This window comes from Chryseobacterium sp. Leaf180 (assembly GCF_001424585.1).
GTDB lineage: Bacteria > Bacteroidota > Bacteroidia > Flavobacteriales > Weeksellaceae > Chryseobacterium.
This window is the reverse complement of sequence record NZ_LMPJ01000012.1, coordinates 111,062-129,725: the sequence shown is the minus strand read 5'-3', so window position 1 is coordinate 129,725 and position 18,664 is coordinate 111,062. Positions and strand designations below refer to the sequence as shown.

At 38.6% G+C, this 18,664-nt stretch carries 17 protein-coding genes; 4 read left to right on the top strand and 13 right to left on the bottom strand.

Annotated elements, in window-relative coordinates; translation table 11 throughout:
• Positions 1–128: 128 nt before the first annotated feature.
• On the top strand, positions 129–863 hold the full coding sequence (locus ASG01_RS14625) for a hypothetical protein (RefSeq protein WP_055865289.1): 735 nt from the start codon (positions 129–131) through the stop codon (positions 861–863).
• 775 nt (positions 864–1,638) lie between these two features.
• Positions 1,639–2,307, top strand: coding sequence for a hypothetical protein (locus tag ASG01_RS14620; RefSeq protein WP_055865369.1), 669 nt, complete (start codon positions 1,639–1,641; stop codon positions 2,305–2,307).
• A gap of 64 nt (positions 2,308–2,371) precedes the next feature.
• Here the strand turns inward: ASG01_RS14620 and gcvP are convergent, their stop codons facing one another.
• Positions 2,372–5,230, bottom strand: a complete 2,859-nt coding sequence (gcvP, locus tag ASG01_RS14615) for an aminomethyl-transferring glycine dehydrogenase (protein ID WP_055865284.1) — start codon at positions 5,228–5,230, stop codon at positions 2,372–2,374.
• A 224-nt stretch (positions 5,231–5,454) separates the two neighbouring features.
• On the opposite strand from gcvP, the gene ASG01_RS16105 reads away from it, so the two are divergent.
• Entirely contained in the window at positions 5,455–5,607 is a 153-nt protein-coding gene (locus ASG01_RS16105) for a hypothetical protein (RefSeq protein WP_185097247.1), read from the top strand.
• Positions 5,608–5,623: 16 nt separating this feature from the next.
• Here the strand turns inward: ASG01_RS16105 and ASG01_RS14610 are convergent, their stop codons facing one another.
• From ASG01_RS14610 to tpx, 12 genes are all read right to left on the bottom strand, one after another.
• Positions 5,624–6,268 (bottom strand): J domain-containing protein, encoded by a 645-nt coding sequence (locus ASG01_RS14610; protein ID WP_055865282.1) that lies wholly within the window; start codon positions 6,266–6,268, stop codon positions 5,624–5,626.
• 145 nt (positions 6,269–6,413) lie between these two features.
• Positions 6,414–6,749: a hypothetical protein gene (locus ASG01_RS14605; protein WP_055865365.1), complete on the bottom strand. Its 336-nt coding sequence runs from the start codon at positions 6,747–6,749 to the stop codon at positions 6,414–6,416.
• A 3-nt stretch (positions 6,750–6,752) separates the two neighbouring features.
• Positions 6,753–7,307, bottom strand: coding sequence for an RNA polymerase sigma factor (locus ASG01_RS14600; protein WP_117613467.1), 555 nt, complete (start codon positions 7,305–7,307; stop codon positions 6,753–6,755).
• Between the two features lie 114 nt (positions 7,308–7,421).
• Complete coding sequence (locus tag ASG01_RS14595; RefSeq protein ID WP_055865275.1) at positions 7,422–7,865, bottom strand: SRPBCC family protein; 444 nt, start codon at positions 7,863–7,865, stop codon at positions 7,422–7,424.
• 13 nt (positions 7,866–7,878) lie between these two features.
• Positions 7,879–8,307 (bottom strand): ATPase, encoded by a 429-nt coding sequence (locus ASG01_RS14590; protein WP_055865270.1) that lies wholly within the window; start codon positions 8,305–8,307, stop codon positions 7,879–7,881.
• Positions 8,308–8,369: 62 nt separating this feature from the next.
• Positions 8,370–10,856 (bottom strand): hypothetical protein, encoded by a 2,487-nt coding sequence (locus ASG01_RS14585; protein ID WP_055865266.1) that lies wholly within the window; start codon positions 10,854–10,856, stop codon positions 8,370–8,372.
• 89 nt (positions 10,857–10,945) lie between these two features.
• Positions 10,946–11,356, bottom strand: coding sequence for an SRPBCC family protein (locus tag ASG01_RS14580; RefSeq protein WP_055865263.1), 411 nt, complete (start codon positions 11,354–11,356; stop codon positions 10,946–10,948).
• Between the two features lie 4 nt (positions 11,357–11,360).
• Positions 11,361–11,783 carry a VOC family protein gene (locus ASG01_RS14575; protein ID WP_055865258.1) on the bottom strand — a complete coding sequence of 141 codons (423 nt, stop codon included), beginning with the start codon at positions 11,781–11,783 and terminating at the stop codon, positions 11,361–11,363.
• A gap of 50 nt (positions 11,784–11,833) precedes the next feature.
• Positions 11,834–12,712: a YitT family protein gene (locus ASG01_RS14570; RefSeq protein WP_055865255.1), complete on the bottom strand. Its 879-nt coding sequence runs from the start codon at positions 12,710–12,712 to the stop codon at positions 11,834–11,836.
• A 1-nt stretch (position 12,713) separates the two neighbouring features.
• Complete coding sequence (locus ASG01_RS14565; RefSeq protein ID WP_055865253.1) at positions 12,714–13,298, bottom strand: HD domain-containing protein; 585 nt, start codon at positions 13,296–13,298, stop codon at positions 12,714–12,716.
• 93 nt (positions 13,299–13,391) lie between these two features.
• A complete protein-coding gene (locus tag ASG01_RS14560; RefSeq protein WP_131725385.1) occupies positions 13,392–15,395 on the bottom strand; it encodes an adenylate/guanylate cyclase domain-containing protein in 2,004 nt (667 codons plus the stop codon).
• Between the two features lie 136 nt (positions 15,396–15,531).
• Positions 15,532–16,029, bottom strand: coding sequence for a thiol peroxidase (tpx, locus tag ASG01_RS14555; RefSeq protein ID WP_055865245.1), 498 nt, complete (start codon positions 16,027–16,029; stop codon positions 15,532–15,534).
• Between the two features lie 167 nt (positions 16,030–16,196).
• Between tpx and ASG01_RS14550 the strand changes: the two genes are divergently transcribed.
• On the top strand, positions 16,197–18,416 hold the full coding sequence (locus tag ASG01_RS14550) for an NADP-dependent isocitrate dehydrogenase (RefSeq protein ID WP_055865242.1): 2,220 nt from the start codon (positions 16,197–16,199) through the stop codon (positions 18,414–18,416).
• The last annotated feature ends 248 nt before the right edge of the window (positions 18,417–18,664 follow it).

Here is an 18,664-nt window from a genome sequence, read left to right as displayed (position 1 = left end):
AATATAATTCAATAAATTCATAGAAAAATAAACACTTTAATACCGTTCAAAAAAATTCCTCTCCACCCCTCGCCATATTCACAAATAATTTTATATTTGTTTATAAACAACACAAATAAATTACCCTTATGGCTTCAACATCAGAAACAGGACACGCCAAAAATGTTGGCAACTTCCAGAGATTAATCAATTTCGTGACATCCTACGGCGCCGAGTACAATCCCTCCAAGACAATGCTCAAGCTACCCGCACTCAACGCGCTGAAAACCGCGGCAAGCGCCGCAATGGATGATGTCGTGGCAAAGAAACAGGCCGAAAACGACAGAACAAATGAGCGCAGCGCAGCCTTTGCCGTCGTTCCAAAACTTGCGACACGCCTTGTCAACGCCCTCGAAGCTACCGATGCGAGCGAAGAAAAACTCGAAGACGCCAAAGGATTCAACCGCAAGATTCAGGGCAAAAGCGGCTCTTCAGACAAAAAATCTCCCGACGCCAAAACCGGTGAGCCGGAACCAGACCCGATTTCCAGCAGCCAGAAATCTTTTGACCAGATCATCGAGCACCTCAGCGGCCTTCTCGCCGTGATCGAGAACGAACCGACCTATGCGCCCAACGAAGACGAACTCAAAACCGCCACCGTTTCCGCATTGATCGATGATCTTACCGCCAAGAATCAGGCTGCCGAAACCGCTATTACCAATCTCAGCAATGCCCGCATCGACCGCAACGAAGTCCTCTACACCAACGAAGACAGCGTCGTCGAAACCGCCGAGGACGTCAAAAAATACGTAAAATCAATCTACGGCGCCAGCAATCCGAAATACGAACAGGTGCAGTCGATCGAATTCAAAAAAATTAGATAAATCTGCTTTTTTATGGTTATTTGTAGGTTCGACCGAAAGGTGAGCCGTACGGCTGTTTCTCGCAGCCGTTTTTTTTTACCTGCTCACAAAAAATTTGCCTGAACATCCACTAATCATCTGCCTGCACTCAGGATACAAGCTTCCGCAAACCCGTTGCTTTCCTCCGCAAACAGAAGCATGCTCAATCTTATAGACATCTCGTTCCGGCATACAATAATCTTGCTCCTGCGAGTAGTAATCTCACTTCTGCAAATAGTGATCTGCTTCCTGCAAACAGTGATCTTGCTCCTGCGAACAGTAATCTTGCTCCGGCGAACAGTAATCTTGCACCTGCAAAAAGTAATCTCGCTCCTGCAAACAGTAATCTCGCTCCTGCGAACAGTAATCTCGCTCCTGCAAGTAGTAATCTTGCCCCTGCAAGTAGTGATCTTGCTCCTGCGAACAGTAATCTTGTTCCTGCGGGTAGTGATCTTGCTTAAGAATTTATATTAAAGACTGTTAAAATTCTACCCGCCGTCAGTTCGAGTGTTTTTCGAACCGCAGCGGAGAAAAATGTATCGTGAACTATGTGAAACGAAACACTGTATACAAATACATTGGAAAGAATTAAACCACAATAGATCCCTTTCAGCAAAGAAAAAGTCGTCTTATATCTAAAAGCAATCTGATTAAAATCATTTAGAAAATTGATTTCCTGCGTTGGTCTCTGTTTTGTGTAGCATTACCGGTCTTGAAGAAGTATTTCATCAGGGCAGTAAACATTAAATATTTAAAAATGAACTTCCACATCACATTAAAAAGTGCAACCACCATCGAAGAAATCGAAAATTACTGGAGCAACGAAGATTACACCAGGCTTCTCGAATTATTTAATTTCCCGGATGCCGAAACCATCAAGCCCGAAAATCTGAAAGAAATGCTTTTTATGGCCATCACAGATTTCGAACCGAATGAAGCGGCAGAAATTCTTTTAACGTATAAATTATCTGAAAGTTTAAATGAAGGGCAGATTTCTCAGATCTCCCACGATATGCTGATTGATAAAGTTTGCGAAGAATATCCGGAGATCGAACTTCACCGCGATCTCTTCGCTGTAAATCAGCTTCTTTTCAAAGCCTACAACGGAACATTTTTAAACTGCAAAGCAACAAAAGTCACTTTCGAAATGGAAAAACCTGCAGATTTTGACGGAGAAATAACGAAAGAAATTGTTTTGAAATCGTTCAACCGGGGACTTTCCGACAGCAACATCATCAAGAGATTATTCGAAGAAAAGATGATCACCGAAGCAAGATTTGAGCAGGCAGAAGATATTTTGTGGCAATTAAAGGATGAAGGCAATAATACATTCACGTTGATCACCTCAGAATACTGGATGAACAAAGACGAGATCATCGCCTCAGAATTTGAAGGTGAGTGTCTACTATCCGCAACCGAAGCTTAAAAATTTCAATAAAAAAATCCCTTTCATTGCTGAAAGGGATTTTTTTTTATATCTGAAAAGTATTTTACATATACGCTTCAATCGGCTCACAGGTACAAACCAAGTTTCTGTCTCCATAAGCTTCATCAACTCTTGCAACCGTTGCAAAGAATTTGTGATCTCTTACCCAATGTAGAGGATAAGCTGCTTTTTCTCTGCTGTATGGTTTGTCCCAAGAATCAGAAATGACCAATTGCTCAGTATGAGGAGCGTTTTTCAGTACATTGTTCGTTTGATCGGCGTCACCGTTGGCAATCTCATCGATTTCTGCTTTGATGGCTATCAAAGCTTCGGCAAAACGGTCGATTTCAGATTTACTTTCAGATTCTGTAGGCTCAATCATCAATGTTCCTGCAACCGGGAAAGAAACCGTAGGTGCGTGGAAACCGTAATCCATCAGTCTTTTTGCAACATCAGCCACTTCAATTCCTAAAGATTTAAACTGACGGAAATCTACGATACACTCGTGAGCTACTCTGCCTTCTGTATTTGAATATAAAATCGGGAAATGTTCCGCTAAGATTTCTTTTAAATAATTAGCATTCAAAATTGCGTGCTCAGTAGCTTTTTTCAATCCTGAAGTTCCCAGCATTTTAATATATGCGTAAGAAATATTTAAGATCAGACCAGAACCGTATGGCGCTGCAGAAATTCCCTCAATAGAATCTTTTGTTCCCACTTTGATATTCGCGTTCGATGGTAAAAACGGAACCAAGTGTTTCGCCACACAGATCGGACCAACACCAGGACCACCACCGCCGTGAGGAATAGCGAAAGTTTTGTGTAAATTCAGGTGACACACGTCTGCCCCGATATTCCCCGGACTTGTATATCCAACCTGAGCGTTCATGTTGGCACCGTCCATATAAACCTGTCCGCCGTGATCGTGAACCAACTGCGTAATTTCTTTAATGTTGGCATCAAAGAATCCGTACGTTGAAGGATAAGTAATCATTACCGCAGATAAATTCGCAGAATTGGCTTCCGCTTTAGCTTTGAAATCTTCATAATCAATCTCTCCGCTTTCAAGATTTTTCACAACCACGATTTTCATTCCCGCCATTGCAGCAGAAGCCGGATTGGTTCCGTGTGCCGACTGAGGAATCAAAACAACATTTCTGTGACCTTCACCTCTGGAAATGTGATATTCTCTGATCACCATCAAACCTGCATATTCTCCCTGAGCGCCAGAGTTTGGCTGTAGAGAAGTTCCTGCAAAACCGGTAATTTCAGATAAATCTTTTTCAAGCTCGTGAATCATCTCCTGATAACCAGCTGCCTGATTTACCGGTACAAATGGATGCACACTTCCCCATCCTGCCCATGAAAGCGGCAACATCTGCGTCGCAGCATTCAGTTTCATCGTACAAGATCCCAGAGAAATCATGGAGTGCGTTAATGATAAATCTTTTCTTTCGAGACGCTTGATGTATCGCATCAGTTCGGTCTCTGTATGGTATTTGTTGAATACTTCTTCAGTCAGAATTTCGTCTGTTCTCAAATTCTCCTGCGGAATGCTGTATCCTTCTTTTATTTCTAATTTAAAAGTCTGCTTGTCTTTAAACTGAGCAAATGAAGCCATTAAAACATTCAGCTTCTCAAGCGTTGTACTTTCGTTGATCGCAATGCTCACAACACCTTCCGTGAAATAGTTCAGGTTTAATCTGTGATCAAGCATCATATGGTTTAGACGAGATTTCTCATCTTCAGCCATTTTTATTTTCACGGTATCAAAAATTGGCTCCTCAACAACATTGTAGCCTAAAGCTTTCAATCCGCCTTTCAAAGCATTGGCTTTAAAGTGAATCTGATCTGCGATATAGTTTAAGCCTTTCGGACCGTGATAAACTGCATACATTCCGGCCATAACCGCAAGTAAAACCTGCGCTGTACAGATATTTGAAGTTGCTCTTTCTCTCTTGATATGCTGCTCTCTTGTCTGCAAAGCCATTCTCAATGCACGCTTTCCGTACATATCCTGAGAAACTCCGATGATTCTCCCGGGAATATCTCTTTTATAATCTTCTTTACATGCAAAAAATGCAGCATGCGGACCGCCGTATCCCAAAGGAATACCGAATCTCTGCGAAGTTCCAACAGCACAGTCAGCGCCCATCGTGGCAGGAGATTTTAATTTCACCAAAGCCATCGGATCACAAGCCACAACAACCTGTAAGTTTAAATTTTTATAGTTTGAAATATCATCGGTATAATCTAAAACGATTCCATTTTTCCCCGGATACTGAAGCAAAACTCCATAATAAGACGCATCAAAAACGTGAGATTTGTGATCACCTACAACCACATCAATTTCAAGACCTTCAGCTTTTGTTTTTAAAACAGAAACCGTTTGGGGTAAAACCAGATCTGAGATAAAGAACTTATTGGCTCCCGCTTTTTTCTGATCTTTCGTTCTGTTGTTGAAGAACATATGCATTGCTTCTGCAGCTGCAGTAGATTCATCCAATAAAGAGGCGTTAGCCAAAGCAAAACCTGTCAAATCGCAAACTACCGTCTGGTAATTCAGCAAAGCTTCCAGCCTTCCCTGTGCAATTTCTGCCTGATACGGTGTATAAGCCGTGTACCAACTTGGGTTTTCAAAAATATTTCTTTGGATTGCCGACGGCAAAAGCGTGTTGTGATATCCAAAACCGATGTAGCTTGTGTAGTCTGTATTCTTAGACGCCAGTTCCTGCGAATGGTTCAGCATTTCGTATTCTGAAAGAGGTTCAGAAATGTCAAGATCCTTCTCAAGACGGATCGATGCCGGGATGGTTTGAGAGATTAATTCTTCAATACTTGAAACGCCCAACTTCTCCAGCATTGCCTTTTTATCAGCTTCATTCAGGGAAATGTGACGGCTTACAAACTGTTCTGTATTCATTTTTATTATGTAGATTTTGTAACTAAAAAGATGGGTAAAAATACTGATTTAAAGCTGAATGCACAAACCAAGAACAGGTGTTTAAAATCATCTTTTAACTATACAGATGATGAACAAAATAAATAACGTTAAATCTCGAAAACGTTTAAGCACCTGACAATCATCATGAAAATAATTTTACCGAAGTTTTAATTATATTTATTCTAAATTAATATATTTGCAGTATGAATGCTATTATTCCCTTCAAAGTTCCGCCACTTACTCCGGTTTTTGACAATGCGAAGACTGAGATTTTCTGTGAGAAGAAATCGTGCTGCAAAAAGTTTAAAAAAGGAAAACGCTGTAAGAAATGTCCGGGCAATAAAAAGCTTGCGTAAGTTTTTAAAGTTTTTTTTAAAAACTTTTGACTGAAAAGTAAACTGCCAATGCCAGAAGAATAATGGCAAAAAGAATGCGCATAATCTTCGGCCTTCCCCATGGATTCATGGGCGTACTAGGCTGGGATTTAAATAATTCTTCTGCTTTTTCGCGAAACTTCTCACCATCAGTTTCAAAAACTTCAGAAATAGTAATTCCCTGCACAACGGTTTTCTGCAACAGAGAATTAGTCGCATGCAGCAAAAGCTGAAACTTTCCTTCTTTAAATTCTGTTATTTTAAAAATCCTTTCGCCATATGGCTTTTCAAGTCCGAATGGTAACACTTTCACAACATCGGCATTCATCGTCTGCCATGTTATAATAATTTCTTCACCCTTTTTTGCATGAATTTTATTTGCTGAAAAACTTTTTATCGCAGGCGGAATATTATATCTGAAACTTCTATGCGAACTTTCCAAATTCTGGTCGTAGGATTTCCGCTGCGCACGGTCACTTAAGAGTTCATAAGCTTCCTGAATTTCCCGAAACCGGGCTTCAAAAAATTGATCGTTTTCGTTCTTATCAGGATGATATTTCAGTGAAAGTTTGCGGTACGCTTTTTTGATGTCTTCATCCGAAGCATTTTGCTGCACACCGAGAAAGTAGTAGTAATCTTTCATTAATCTTTACAAATTTAAGATTTTCAAAATATTTTAGAAGCAAAAACACGTCTAAATCTGCACTTTTTTGTCTGAAACAAATCGGCGCGGGAAGCAAAGCTTCCCGCGCCGATCATCAACAATATAATTTACCTTTAAATAACAATTATGATTTTCTGAAGAATCCTGAAGAGCACCGCTCCTTCCAAACTTCCCTGAATTTTTCTTTCTCCTCGTCGGTCATTCCTTCACTCTGAGATCTGAAATGCTGCATTTTTGCGTTTCTTATTTTTCGTCCGAATCCACCGTTGATTCCTCCAAAAAGAATTTTACTCAGTAACAAAATTCCCATTGCCTGCCAGAAATTTATACTTTTTACACCTAATACTTCCGGTAAAATACAGTTCCAAAGCAGTTTTACGATCAGCGAAACGCCCAGGAAAATGAGTGGCGGACATAAAATCAACCAAAGCCAGTGTTTTTTTGCTTTATTATTTTTCATCATTTAATTTTTCAAATCATCGTACAGTTGACGGAGACGCGTGCGAAGATGCTTTACTGCGTAATTTTTCCTGCTGATAATGGTTTTAATATTTTCGCCCTGTTCATCGGCGATCTGCTGCAGTGTTTTATCATGAAGTTCGTTTTCGATGTATGCAGAACGCTGCTTTTCTGGCAATTCGTCAAGCGCGGCGTAAAGCTTTTTCCAGATTTCATCCTGAAAAATTTTTAATTCCGGACTTGCACTTTCATCGAGAAGCAGAATATCTTTAATTGAAAAACTACCGTCTTCGTCTTCGTAAACGAAATCCTCAAGATTTTCTGTCTTCTTTTTGCGGTATTTATCTATAATTTTATTGGCTGAAACACGGTACAGCCAGCCACCGACGTTTACAATTTCAGAAAGATTGGTAAGGCTGCTGAATTGGAACCAGACATCCTGCAGAATATCTTCTGCATCTTCCCTGTTTTTCACCTTTGGGCGAATGAAAGACATCAGTTTTCCGCCGTAATTAGTTACGGTTTGCGAAATGATGTTTTCCTTCTCGTGTTGCGGCATGATTAGTTTTTCGGCAATCTCCATACAAAGATGACGAACTTCCTATAAGTTTTACTTTAAACTGAAACGAATTTTTAAAATAAAAAAAGCGAAAAAAAATTTCGCTTTCATATCTTATTCTGCTTCCGAAAGATTTTTCACTACCTGCAAACCTTTCGGAAAAGCCTCATTCATGTAATCATGATGCGCCTTGTCAATTTGAACCTCAATGTGAAGTTTTACCTTCCCTTCGAGATCTATTAAATAATATCTTTCAAAACTGCCGCTCCACTGTTTCACTTCCATACTTTCTGTATCTTCATTTCCGTCTTTATCCACCATTCCGAGATGTTTAAAAGTGATGAGATTCGGTTTATCAAAATCCTCGATTGTAGATACCATTCCTTCTCCGCTGCCGTTTAAAAAATAGGTTTTACCGCCGATTTCCCAGTCGGATCTCATTACCGATCCTTCACTGAAAAATTTTGTCCATTCGCTGTACGTTGCTTCATCAAAAAGTACACTCCAGATTTTTTCTTTTGATGCATTAATCACGATTTCATAAGAAAGTGTTTCCATAGTATTGGTTTATTTAAAGTTGATTTTCAGAGAGACTCTTTACGATCTGCAGAGCTTTCGGATAATTTTTCTCGAAAAAATCTTTGAATTCCTCGCTGGTATTGACTTCGCATCTCAAAATCGTGCTGTCATCTGTTTCTTCGAGTCGGTAGGTTTCCGTAGCGTTTTCCCATTCCATCTGCACTTCTCCGCCATTGACAATTTCTCCCAGATGCAGAAAAATCATCTCTTTATTAGGATCATTTTTCAAAACCGTGCTGTACATTCCGTTATTGTCTTTATCAAGAAATCTGACAGTGCTGTTTTGTTCCAAAGTACCTTCGTAGAACGATCCGTTAGTATGTGCCGACGTCCATTGGCGGTAAGAAAGATCACTCCAAAGAACTGTCCACACTTTTTCCGGCTCCGCTTCTATCTTAATCTCAAATATGAGCAATTCCATATAATTTTTTGAAAAAATTGAGCAAATGCCCAGCCAAATTAATATGTTTTCAAGCTTAAAGCTTAAATAAGGTATTTTTTTAAACCTTCCATAATTCCCTGCCACAGCGTATTGAAGAAACTTTTTTTAGGATCGCGTTCTTTTTCCACTTCCACATGATCCGGTTCGCCCTTCGAATTATTTTTTACGAAAAGATTCGCAATTCCGCTCAGTAGTTTTCGCTCTTTCCCTGTATTTTTATTCAGGAAATTGACATTCATCTCCGTGTATTTAAAGTAGAAATTACCACCGATCATTTTGTTATTTCCTTTATAATCAAACTTCAGATAATGAATTTTTCCGTCAAGCGTTACATTCAGATACGGCCGTACAAATAAATTAGCATTTTCCACAGAAAGATCATTAATCGTCGCTGTGATCGCAAAATCGTCGTTCTTATTGGCTACATCAAACTGCCAGTAAGCAGTAGTTGGCGCGTCTCCAAAAAACTGAAAATCTGCATCTACTTTCACCATCGTCGGTTTGCCTTTCATTTTGGCGCTATTAACGTCGCGAATTTTAGCATTAAATTTTTCAAATGTGATCTTCCCCGGAATTTGCGCTTTTTCTGTAATTTCTTCATACGCCAGCTTCGAATTTTTAATTTCAATCTGATTTACGAAAAGCGGAAATTTCACATCACGCAATTTTTTGCTGAACATATATCGCAGCGCATTATCATCGGGCGGCGTCAGATCATGAAAAATATTACAGTCTATTCCGTCAATGATAATTTTGTCGAGATCGATGCTTGTATTTTTTCCGATCGCAGAATTTTTGTCTAAAATATCCACCGATTTTATCTTAATCGTATACATATCTTCTTCTACTGCGATCATTTTGTTAAACTGCGTACGTGAATACTTTGGCAGAAAACCAAAATCCGTAAGTCGAGTCTGCTTTCCGGTGTTTTTAAAGTTTCCAACTTTTAAACGGTAATATTTTCCGGCATCAAAATCAATTGAATTTGCAGTAATCAGCTGCTTTTCGATTTTAAACGGAACCGACTGCTGCATCTGGTTTTTATCAGTTGTAATATTGTTCAGTTTTACTTCAAAATTCCCGACTTTCAGTTTTTGTTTTCCCGCTGCATTTTGTACAAAACTTCCGTCGATCATATTTATAGCTCCGATTTTTCCCAAAATATCAGGCGCTGCTCCACTTTTCTTTTTCTCGGTTTTTTTCTTATTGGTTGCAGAAGTAATCTGAACCTGAGGCTTGTAAATATTAATTGCCTGAAGATTTAATCTGAACTGCTGTCCGACAAATTTCGACCGATTTTTCAGGATCTCAATTTTATCCGTTTTAAAATTAAATAAGTCGCGTGTAGCACTTTTGCCAAGTGCTTTGTACTCCACATTACTGATAAAAATATCAGAATTCTCAGATGAAATTTTCTTTACACTCAATGCCTGCAAAGGATCTGTGAGAAAATAGATATTTTCCAGCTCCACATTGTGCGTCGAAAAAGCAAAAGGAATTTTTTCTTTTACCGTGTTTTTATCAAAAACAATATCGTTTAAACTCAGCCTGAAATTGTCGACAGAAGCTGTTTTTACCTTATTCTGATTTCGCACCAAAACAGAACCCTGCATAAGATCAAGATTTTTAATCCCGATTTTCAGATTGACTTCTTTCGGGTTTTCCTTAACAGTTTTCTTGTTGGTGGATGTTACAATGAGCTGGGGCTTGCTGAATTTCGCTTTATCAATAATCAGAGAATCTTTATTAATAGAAAAATTTTCTGCCAGTAATTCTTCCACTTTAAAATCGAAAACATTTTTCGCATTGTAAAGTTGCGGCGATTCAATCGGCTTTAGATGAAATTGAGAAATTATCAGCTGTTTATTTTTTGCTTTGATTTCTTTCGCGAAAACCTGGTAAAATTCATTGGCCGTAACGATCACATCATGCGCGTCGATTTTAAACTCTTTGAAAGCAACCGGCAATTTCGAAACATCTTTGCTCTGGCTGATTTCGGTAAGTTTAATATTTACATTCTTACCGTTAAAAAGATTGCGCTTTTCAGCATTCTTCACCGTAAAATTACCGTTGCTTACGATGACATTTTCGGCTCCGAAATCAATTTCTTTCTTCGGCTTTTTATTTTTATCTTCTTTCTTTTTTCCGAGTTCAATTTGCAGATCGGCATCTTTAAGAAGAATATCAGAAACGTGATACGATTTGCTGAAAATCGCCTTCCAGATTCCAAAATTGCTGATTTTTAATTCTTTAAGCTTTCCGTTTATTTTTGTAACCGTAGCATCTTTAGTCGGTTTTGTTTTAATATCGATATTTTTTGCCTCTATATTCCCGCCGTATAGATTAATATCAAAATCGGTAAGCGTGATCTGATAAGGCGTTTTTTTATTGATAAAATCCGGAAGTTTGTTTTTCAGATAAATATTAAGCAGAAAAGGAAAAAAAAGTGCGATCACAACGATAGAACCGATGGTGATAAGCGCAATTTTTTTTCCTTTTGAAAGTCTTTTTGTAGAGTTTTTTTCCATTGTATTTCAATCACGAAATTCAATTTCGTGCAATACCTTAACTCATTTCAAATCTTATTCCATTTAAGAATACCCGATTTATTTAAAACTTAATTATTTTCTGTATAATTTTTAAACTGATCAAGAATTGCCTGCCATCCACTTTCCTGCATCTCTTCAGAATTGGTTTTTTCAGGCTCAAAAATCTGCGTTACTTCAGTTTTGCCATCCATTTCCTGAAAAACAATTTCCACATTTCTGCCGTCTTCAAGCGTGTACGTAATCGTATGAGGTGGATTTACAGAATCATACTTTCCTTTAAAATCAAAACCAAAACTTCCGTCTTTTGCTTCCATCCGGAAATTAAAATTTCCTCCGGCTTTTATGTCATTTTCAGCGTGCGGGCAGTGCCAGCTTTCATGTGCGAAATTCCATTTTGTTATATGTGCCGGATTTGTAAAATAATCCCAAACTTTTTTTACCGGTGCATCTATTTCTGTTTTAACTGTAATTCTATTCATAATTTTAGTGATATAAATTATCCTGAACAGGCGCTTTGGAAACATCCGAAAAAATCACATTCCAGCCAAAGCCATTAATATCCCAGAAAGAATTCTGATACATAAAACCATGATCCTGAGTTTCTTCATGCTGTGTCGCGCCTTGTTCTACTGCTTTATTTACAAGCTGATCCACTTCTTCCCGCGTGTTCAGCGCAATTGCAAGAAGAAACTGTGTGCCTTCTTTCGGAAGCGGTTTCTCTGAAAATGTCTGAAAATATTCTTCCGCAAGAAACATCAGATAGTTGGCATTTTCTTTTAAGACAACACACACCGAGCGGTCATCAGACATCTCATCATTGGTTTTAAAGCCGAGCTGCAGCCAGAATTCTCTGGTTTTCGCTACATCTTTCACAGGAAGATTTACAAAAAACTGGTTGATTTCCATATTAAAAATTTTGTGTGATTAAATTTAAAAAAATAAAACTCAAATTTTATTTAATGCTTAATAATTTCCTTCACAATACCGCCCTGTGGCTCGCGGACCGTCTGCGTAAAAATAAAAGCTTTAGGATCAATCGCACGGACAATATTCTGAAGTTTTCTTACTTCCAAACGCGTAACAATAGTAAAAATAATATCAGCATCAATACTTTGCTCAAAAGATTCTTTCATAAAACCACGCTCGCCGCGGTACACTGTAATTCCTTTATTCATCGTCAAAACCAAAGCTTTTTTTATTTCTTCGCTGTTTCCGGAAACGATGGTAACACCAGTGTACGCCTCAATTCCTTCAATCACATATTTGGTAATCTGACTTGCTACGAGATACGTCATGATCGCATAAAGCGCCGTTTCAACTTTAAGAAAAACCGCTGCGATAACGAAAATAATGACGTTCATGCCTAAAATAATTTCGGTGATGCTGAAGCTGCTTTTTTTGAAAGTCAGTAATGCTAAAACCTCCATTCCGTCGAAAGTTCCGCCGCCACGCATAGATAAACCAATGCCGATGCCGAGGAAAAATCCGCCAAACATCGCCACCAAAAGTTTGTCGTGTGTCAGTTCAGGAAACGGAATAAAATACATGGTAAAAGCAATCAGTAAAATGGTAAGACTGCTTCGGATGGCAAAATGTTTTCCGATCTGAAAATACGCAAGAACAATGAAAGGGATATTTAAAACAAATAAACTGATACCGAGATTCCAGTGATACACTTCGTGCAGAAGAAGCGAAATCCCAGTGACGCCGCCATCCAGAAAATGACTGGGAACAAGAAATGATTTTAAAGCGAAACTTGCCGAAATCACACCCAAAACGAGATAAATAATATCTGAAACAGTAAAAAGCGGACTGTGATGAGAAGTAGATTTCATGTTATCCGTTATTTAATTTTGACTTGATGATGTCGAGATTTTTCTGCTTTTTCTGCTTCCTTTCTCTGATTGAAGTTTTCGTAAAATACTGGTGACTTTCCAGAAATTTTTCCTGCAGGAGATTCCAGTCGCGCTCAGAATTGACGATTCCAAACATTGAAAGTTCTTCAAAAAGTTTATTGCCGATGGTGAAAAAATCGTCTCTTCCCAGATAATCAAGATCAGCGTCTGCAACGATTTCTTCGAGATGATTTTTGGGTGACTGCGGAATTTTGGTCGCCATAATCATCCCCTGTATTTTCTTCAGCTGAGACTGGGAATAGCCATAATCCAAAAGATATTCTTCCGCTATTTCGCAAGATTTTTCTTCGTGATTTTTTGATCCAAACAAAAATCCGGTATCGTGAAAAAGTGCAGCGGTTCTCAGCAACACAAGATCTTCGTCATTTACATTTTCCGATAAAGCAATTTTTTCTACAGAATCGATCACATCTTTTACGTGCATCACGCTGTGATACGACAAATGCTCCGGAAGCTGATCTCTGAGCCGGCTGATAATAATGGTATTAAGTTTTTCGTAATCCATATTTATTTTTTTGCTAAAAGCTACAAAATATTCATTTTAAAAAAGTTGTAAAACTAAATCTATGAATGATTTTTGCAGCTGTTTTCTTTAAATTTATTTAAGTTTCAAAGCAAAATACATATCCATATCGCCTTTTCCTTTGGTATGAATTTTCCCACGGTATTCGCAATATATTTGATCTTTCACAAGCTGATAGGTTGTTTCAGAAATATTTATTTTTCCGCTCTCGCTGTTCTGCTCCATTCGCGCGGCCGTATTCACCGTATCACCCCAAATATCATAAGCGAATTTTTTTACGCCAACGATTCCGGCAATCAGCGACCCCGAGTTTACACCAATTCTGATATCCAAAACATCAGCGTTGGTTTTTTTTCTTTCTTCAATAAAATTGAGAATATCTAATGCGACCAAAACCGTCTGATAGGCGTGGTTTTCAGTTTTTAGTGGCAAACCGCAAACCGCCAGATAAGCATCGCCGATTGTTTTTATCTTTTCGAGACCATGTTTTTCCATAATGAGATCAAACGCGGTAAAACATTCATTCAGCTCAAACAGCATCTTTTCGGCACCCATTTTTTCTGAGCTTTGCGTGAAATTAACGAAATCGGTGAACAAAACGGTGACCTCATCGTAATATTTGGCTTCTGAACTTCCGTTTTCCTTTAATTCTTCAGCGACCTCAAATGGCAGAATATTCAGTAAGAGATTTTCAGTTTTCTGCTTCTCATTCCGAAGTTCCAGTGTACGCTCGCTGACTTGGTTTTCAAGCATTTCATTCTGGTCCAAAAGCAGCTGTTGTTTTTCCTGCTCCTGGGTTAAATTTAAATCTGACAGTCTCTTCACCTCGTCAAGTTGTTTCACCAGATTCAAATTGGTAGAAGCAAACTGCCACGCCAGATATGCCGAAATTGATATCGGAAAACTAACGAAGACAAAAATCAGAAAATATGCTGCGAAATCGTCATCCGCTATTTTATCTGAAATCACAAAATTCAGCTGATCAAGAATATTTAAAATAATCGTAAGTACGATAAATGCGAAAAATGCCAAAATACCGCCACCTACTATGAAAGCTGATTTCTCACGGCGGATCATCGCGCGGATTATTAACCAAAATGATTCTATCGCTACAATAACCAGATAAAGAAGAGAAAAAACAATCGCCGGAGCCTGATAAAAATAGTAAAAGATGAAAAGCAGACCGGCCAACGTTAGCATGATTGCTAATCTAATCTTGCTTTTACCAAAAAGCGTATTGATAAAACCCGTAAGTGAGGCGCCAAATACCACGAGGGCAGCAAATGCATAAAAGGTATAAGATGACATCTGCAGCGGATCAGACATTTCATAAATCAGAAAACCTGAATAACTCAGGAGGGCAATTGACAAGTTGTAGGTAGAAAAATACAGATTGTAAAGTGCTTTACGATAAAAAACAAAGAGCAGAAAATGTACAAACGCAAGCGCAAGAAATATCCCGCTGATGAGCATGACGTAAAAAGCAACTTCCTTTCCTGTCTCCGCTTCATCCTGCACATAAGATTCGGCAGTTACAAGTCTCACACGAAGTTGTGAGGAATTAATATTCACGGTTTTTTCTTCATTTCTGATGTACGGCTGAAAGCGTATTGCCAAAACATGAACTGCGGTATCTTTTATCGTGAAAAAATTCGGTACCGGATTTCGCACTTTGTATTGTCGGTTTCCTGCTCGTCCAATCTTTCCGATAGTATCAAGAATTTTCCCGTTCAGATAAATTGCTGATGCGCCCATTTGATTTACACGAAAACAAAGCGGTTTGTCTACAAGGCTGGAATCTACTTTAAAATAATACCGAAACCAAACCACAGCCTCTGATTTATTTTTCCGTAACGTATCCGGGTGTACGATTGACCAACGGCTGTCGTCAAAATCTATTGAAGAATAATCAGGATTATCATTCCTGATCATTCTTAGATTATCATTCAGTTCATTACTATATTTAAAATTTTTCGCAGTAAAAATTCTGGGATTGCTTCTGGAAATCTGCGCATTGCAGACCGTCAAAAAGCTGATAAAAAGAAATGCTAAAGAAGCAAAAAATATATTTTTTCTCAAATGGTTTTTTGTTTATTTTTTTCCGAAGTTCTTATTACTTTCTCATTCATAATATTTTGCCACGCCGGTTCACAAAAATAAAAAAATCATTCTATTATAATAACAGAATGATTTTTTTAATGATAAATATTTACGACTACTTCAATGCATTCAGTGCATTTTCATAGTTCGGTTCGTGCCCGATTTCTGATATCTGCTCGGTATAAAGTACTTTATTGTTTTCGTCGGTTACGATTACTGCGCGGCTGAGCAGACCTTTCATTGGGGAATCTGTCATGGTAACGCCAAAATCATCGCCAAAACTTCCACGGAAATCAGAAAGTGTTTCTGCATTATCAATGCCTTCTGCGGCACAAAATCTCTTCAGAGCGAAAGGAAGATCTTTGGAAACATTGATGATCACAGCATTATCCAGCTGGCTCGCTTCTTCATTGAATTTTCTTGCAGACTGCGCGCAGATTCCGGTGTCTACGCTTGGGAAGATGTTGAAAATCTTTCTTTTGCCTGTAAAATTTTCCAGTGTTTTCACATTCAGTCCTGAATCAACAAGCGCAAAATCTTTGATTGTAGTTCCTTCTGCAGGCAGCTGACCGATGGTGTTGACCTCGTTTCCGCCGAGTGTAATTTTAGACATATTGTTTATTTTTTTTATGTGAATCAAATGTACTTAAAAACCGTTTTTGATAAAATCTTTATTAGGTTAAATAAATCTTAAAAAACAAAGTTGACTGCGCACACAGAAAAAAGGCATTTTTTAATTAAATTTGTGCATCAAAATTCTAAAAAATAAACTTCACGATAATGTCAGACAAATCAAAGATCTATTACACACTTACAGATGAGGCTCCAATGCTGGCAACACATTCGTTTTTACCGATTGTGAAAGCTTTTACAAAATCAGCAAACATAGAGATTGACGTTCCGGATATTTCTCTGGCCGGAAGAATTTTAGCAAACTTCCCTGAGTTTTTGAAAGATGATCAGAAAACCGTTGATGCTTTAGCTCAACTGGGAGAACTGGCAACTCAGCCTGATGCAAACATCATCAAATTACCCAACATTTCTGCTTCCGCACCGCAGTTGGATGCTGCAATCGCTGAATTGCAGGCCAAAGGTTTCGCAGTTCCAAATTATCCTGCAGAACCGAAAAATGAGGAGGAAAAAGCAATTAAAGCCAAGTATGCTAAAGTATTGGGAAGCGCTGTAAACCCTGTATTAAGAGAAGGAAATTCTGACAGACGTGCTCCGAAAGCCGTTAAAAATTATGCAAAAGCAAACCCTCACAGAATGGGTGACTGGGCATCAGACAGCAAAACTGATGTTGCTCACATGGAAAGCGGAGATTTCTACGGCACAGAAACTTCAACCACTCTTGAGAATGCAACAAAATATAAAATCGTTTTCAAAGGAAACGACGTTGCAGAGACTTTATTGAAAGATTTCGCAGGTCTTCAGGCGGGAGAAGTGATCGATTCTTCTGTAATGAATTTAAACTCTTTGAAATCTTTCGTTAAGGAAGCAATCCAGGAAGCCAAAGATAAAAATGTATTACTTTCGGCTCACCTGAAAGCAACGATGATGAAAATCTCTGATCCAATCGTATTCGGAGCGATCGTTGAAACTTTCTTCAAAGATGTTTTCACAAAATATGCTGAGACTTTCGATTCTCTAGACGTAAATCCAAACAATGGTTTGGCTGACCTTTTCGATAAAATAAAAGGAAATGCTCAGGAAGCTGACATAAAAGCTGATATCGAAACTGCTCTGGCCAACGGACCAAGAGTAGCCATGGTAAATTCTGATAAAGGAATCACCAATTTCCACGTTCCTTCTGATATTATTGTTGATGCATCTATGGCTGCTTTGGTGAGAGGTGGCGGTAAAATGTGGAACAAAGAAGGTAAGGAAGAAGATACAATCTGTATCATCCCAGACCGTTCTTATGCAGGTTTTTATCAGTCTGTGATTGATGATATGAAAGTGCACGGAAAACTGGATCCTACAACAATGGGTTCTGTTCCGAATGTAGGTTTGATGGCTCAGAAAGCTGAAGAATACGGATCTCACGACAAAACTTTCCAGGCCACAGCTGAAGGAACAGTTGAAGTTCAGGACGAAGCAGGAACTATTTTACTTTCTCAGAAAGTTGAAGCGGGTGATATCTTCAGAATGTGTCAGACAAAAGATGCTCCGATTCAGGACTGGGTAAAATTAGCAGTTAACAGAGCAAGACTTTCTGATACGCCTGCGATTTTCTGGTTAGATAAAGGAAGAGCTCATGACAGAGAAATGATCAAAAAAGTTGAAAAATATTTAGCTGATCATGATACCAACGGTTTAGACATTAAGATTCTTGATGTAAAAGACGCAATGACTGAAACTTTGAAAAGAGCAAGAGAAGGAAAAGACACGATTTCTGTTTCAGGAAACGTTTTGAGAGATTATCTGACTGATCTTTTCCCAATTCTTGAACTTGGAACTTCTGCAAAAATGCTTTCTATTGTTCCACTGATGAACGGTGGTGGCTTGTTTGAAACAGGTGCAGGAGGTTCTGCTCCAAAACACGTTGAGCAGTTCCTGGAAGAAGGTTATTTGAGATGGGATTCTTTAGGTGAATTTTTAGCTTTACAGGCATCTTTAGAACATTTGGCACAGACTCAGGGAAATACAAAAGCTCAGGTTTTGGCTGACGCTTTGGATGAAGCAAATGCTAAATTCCTGGCTACAGATAAATCCCCTGCAAGAAAAGTGGGACAAATCGATAACAGAGGTTCTCATTTTTATCTGGCAATGTACTGGGCTGAAGCCTTGGCCACTCAAACTGCTGATGCGGAATTAGCTCAACAGTTCGCTCCTGTTGCAGAAGCATTGCAGGAAAGCGAAGAAGTTATCAATTCTGAATTGATTGGTGCTCAGGGTAAGCCTCAGAACATCGACGGTTACTTCAAAACAGATACCTATAAAACGTATGAAGCGATGAGACCAAGTACCGTTTTAAATGAAATTATTGACGGAATTTAATTCTTGATTTAAATAGAAATAAAAAGCTCCTTTTTTAAGGGGCTTTTTTTGTGTTTAAAATATCTTAGAGCATTTCAAAATCCTTCCTCTCTTCTTCATCACGCTGTATTAACTGATGCAGAGCTCTGCCAGTAGGTCTTTTACTTTTAAACATAAATGATTTTACAAGCTGATGAATCTTTACAGTTAAAAACCAGCCTTATTGCCTGATCTATCACCTTTTTTGCCTCGAATTCCACCCTTTTTGC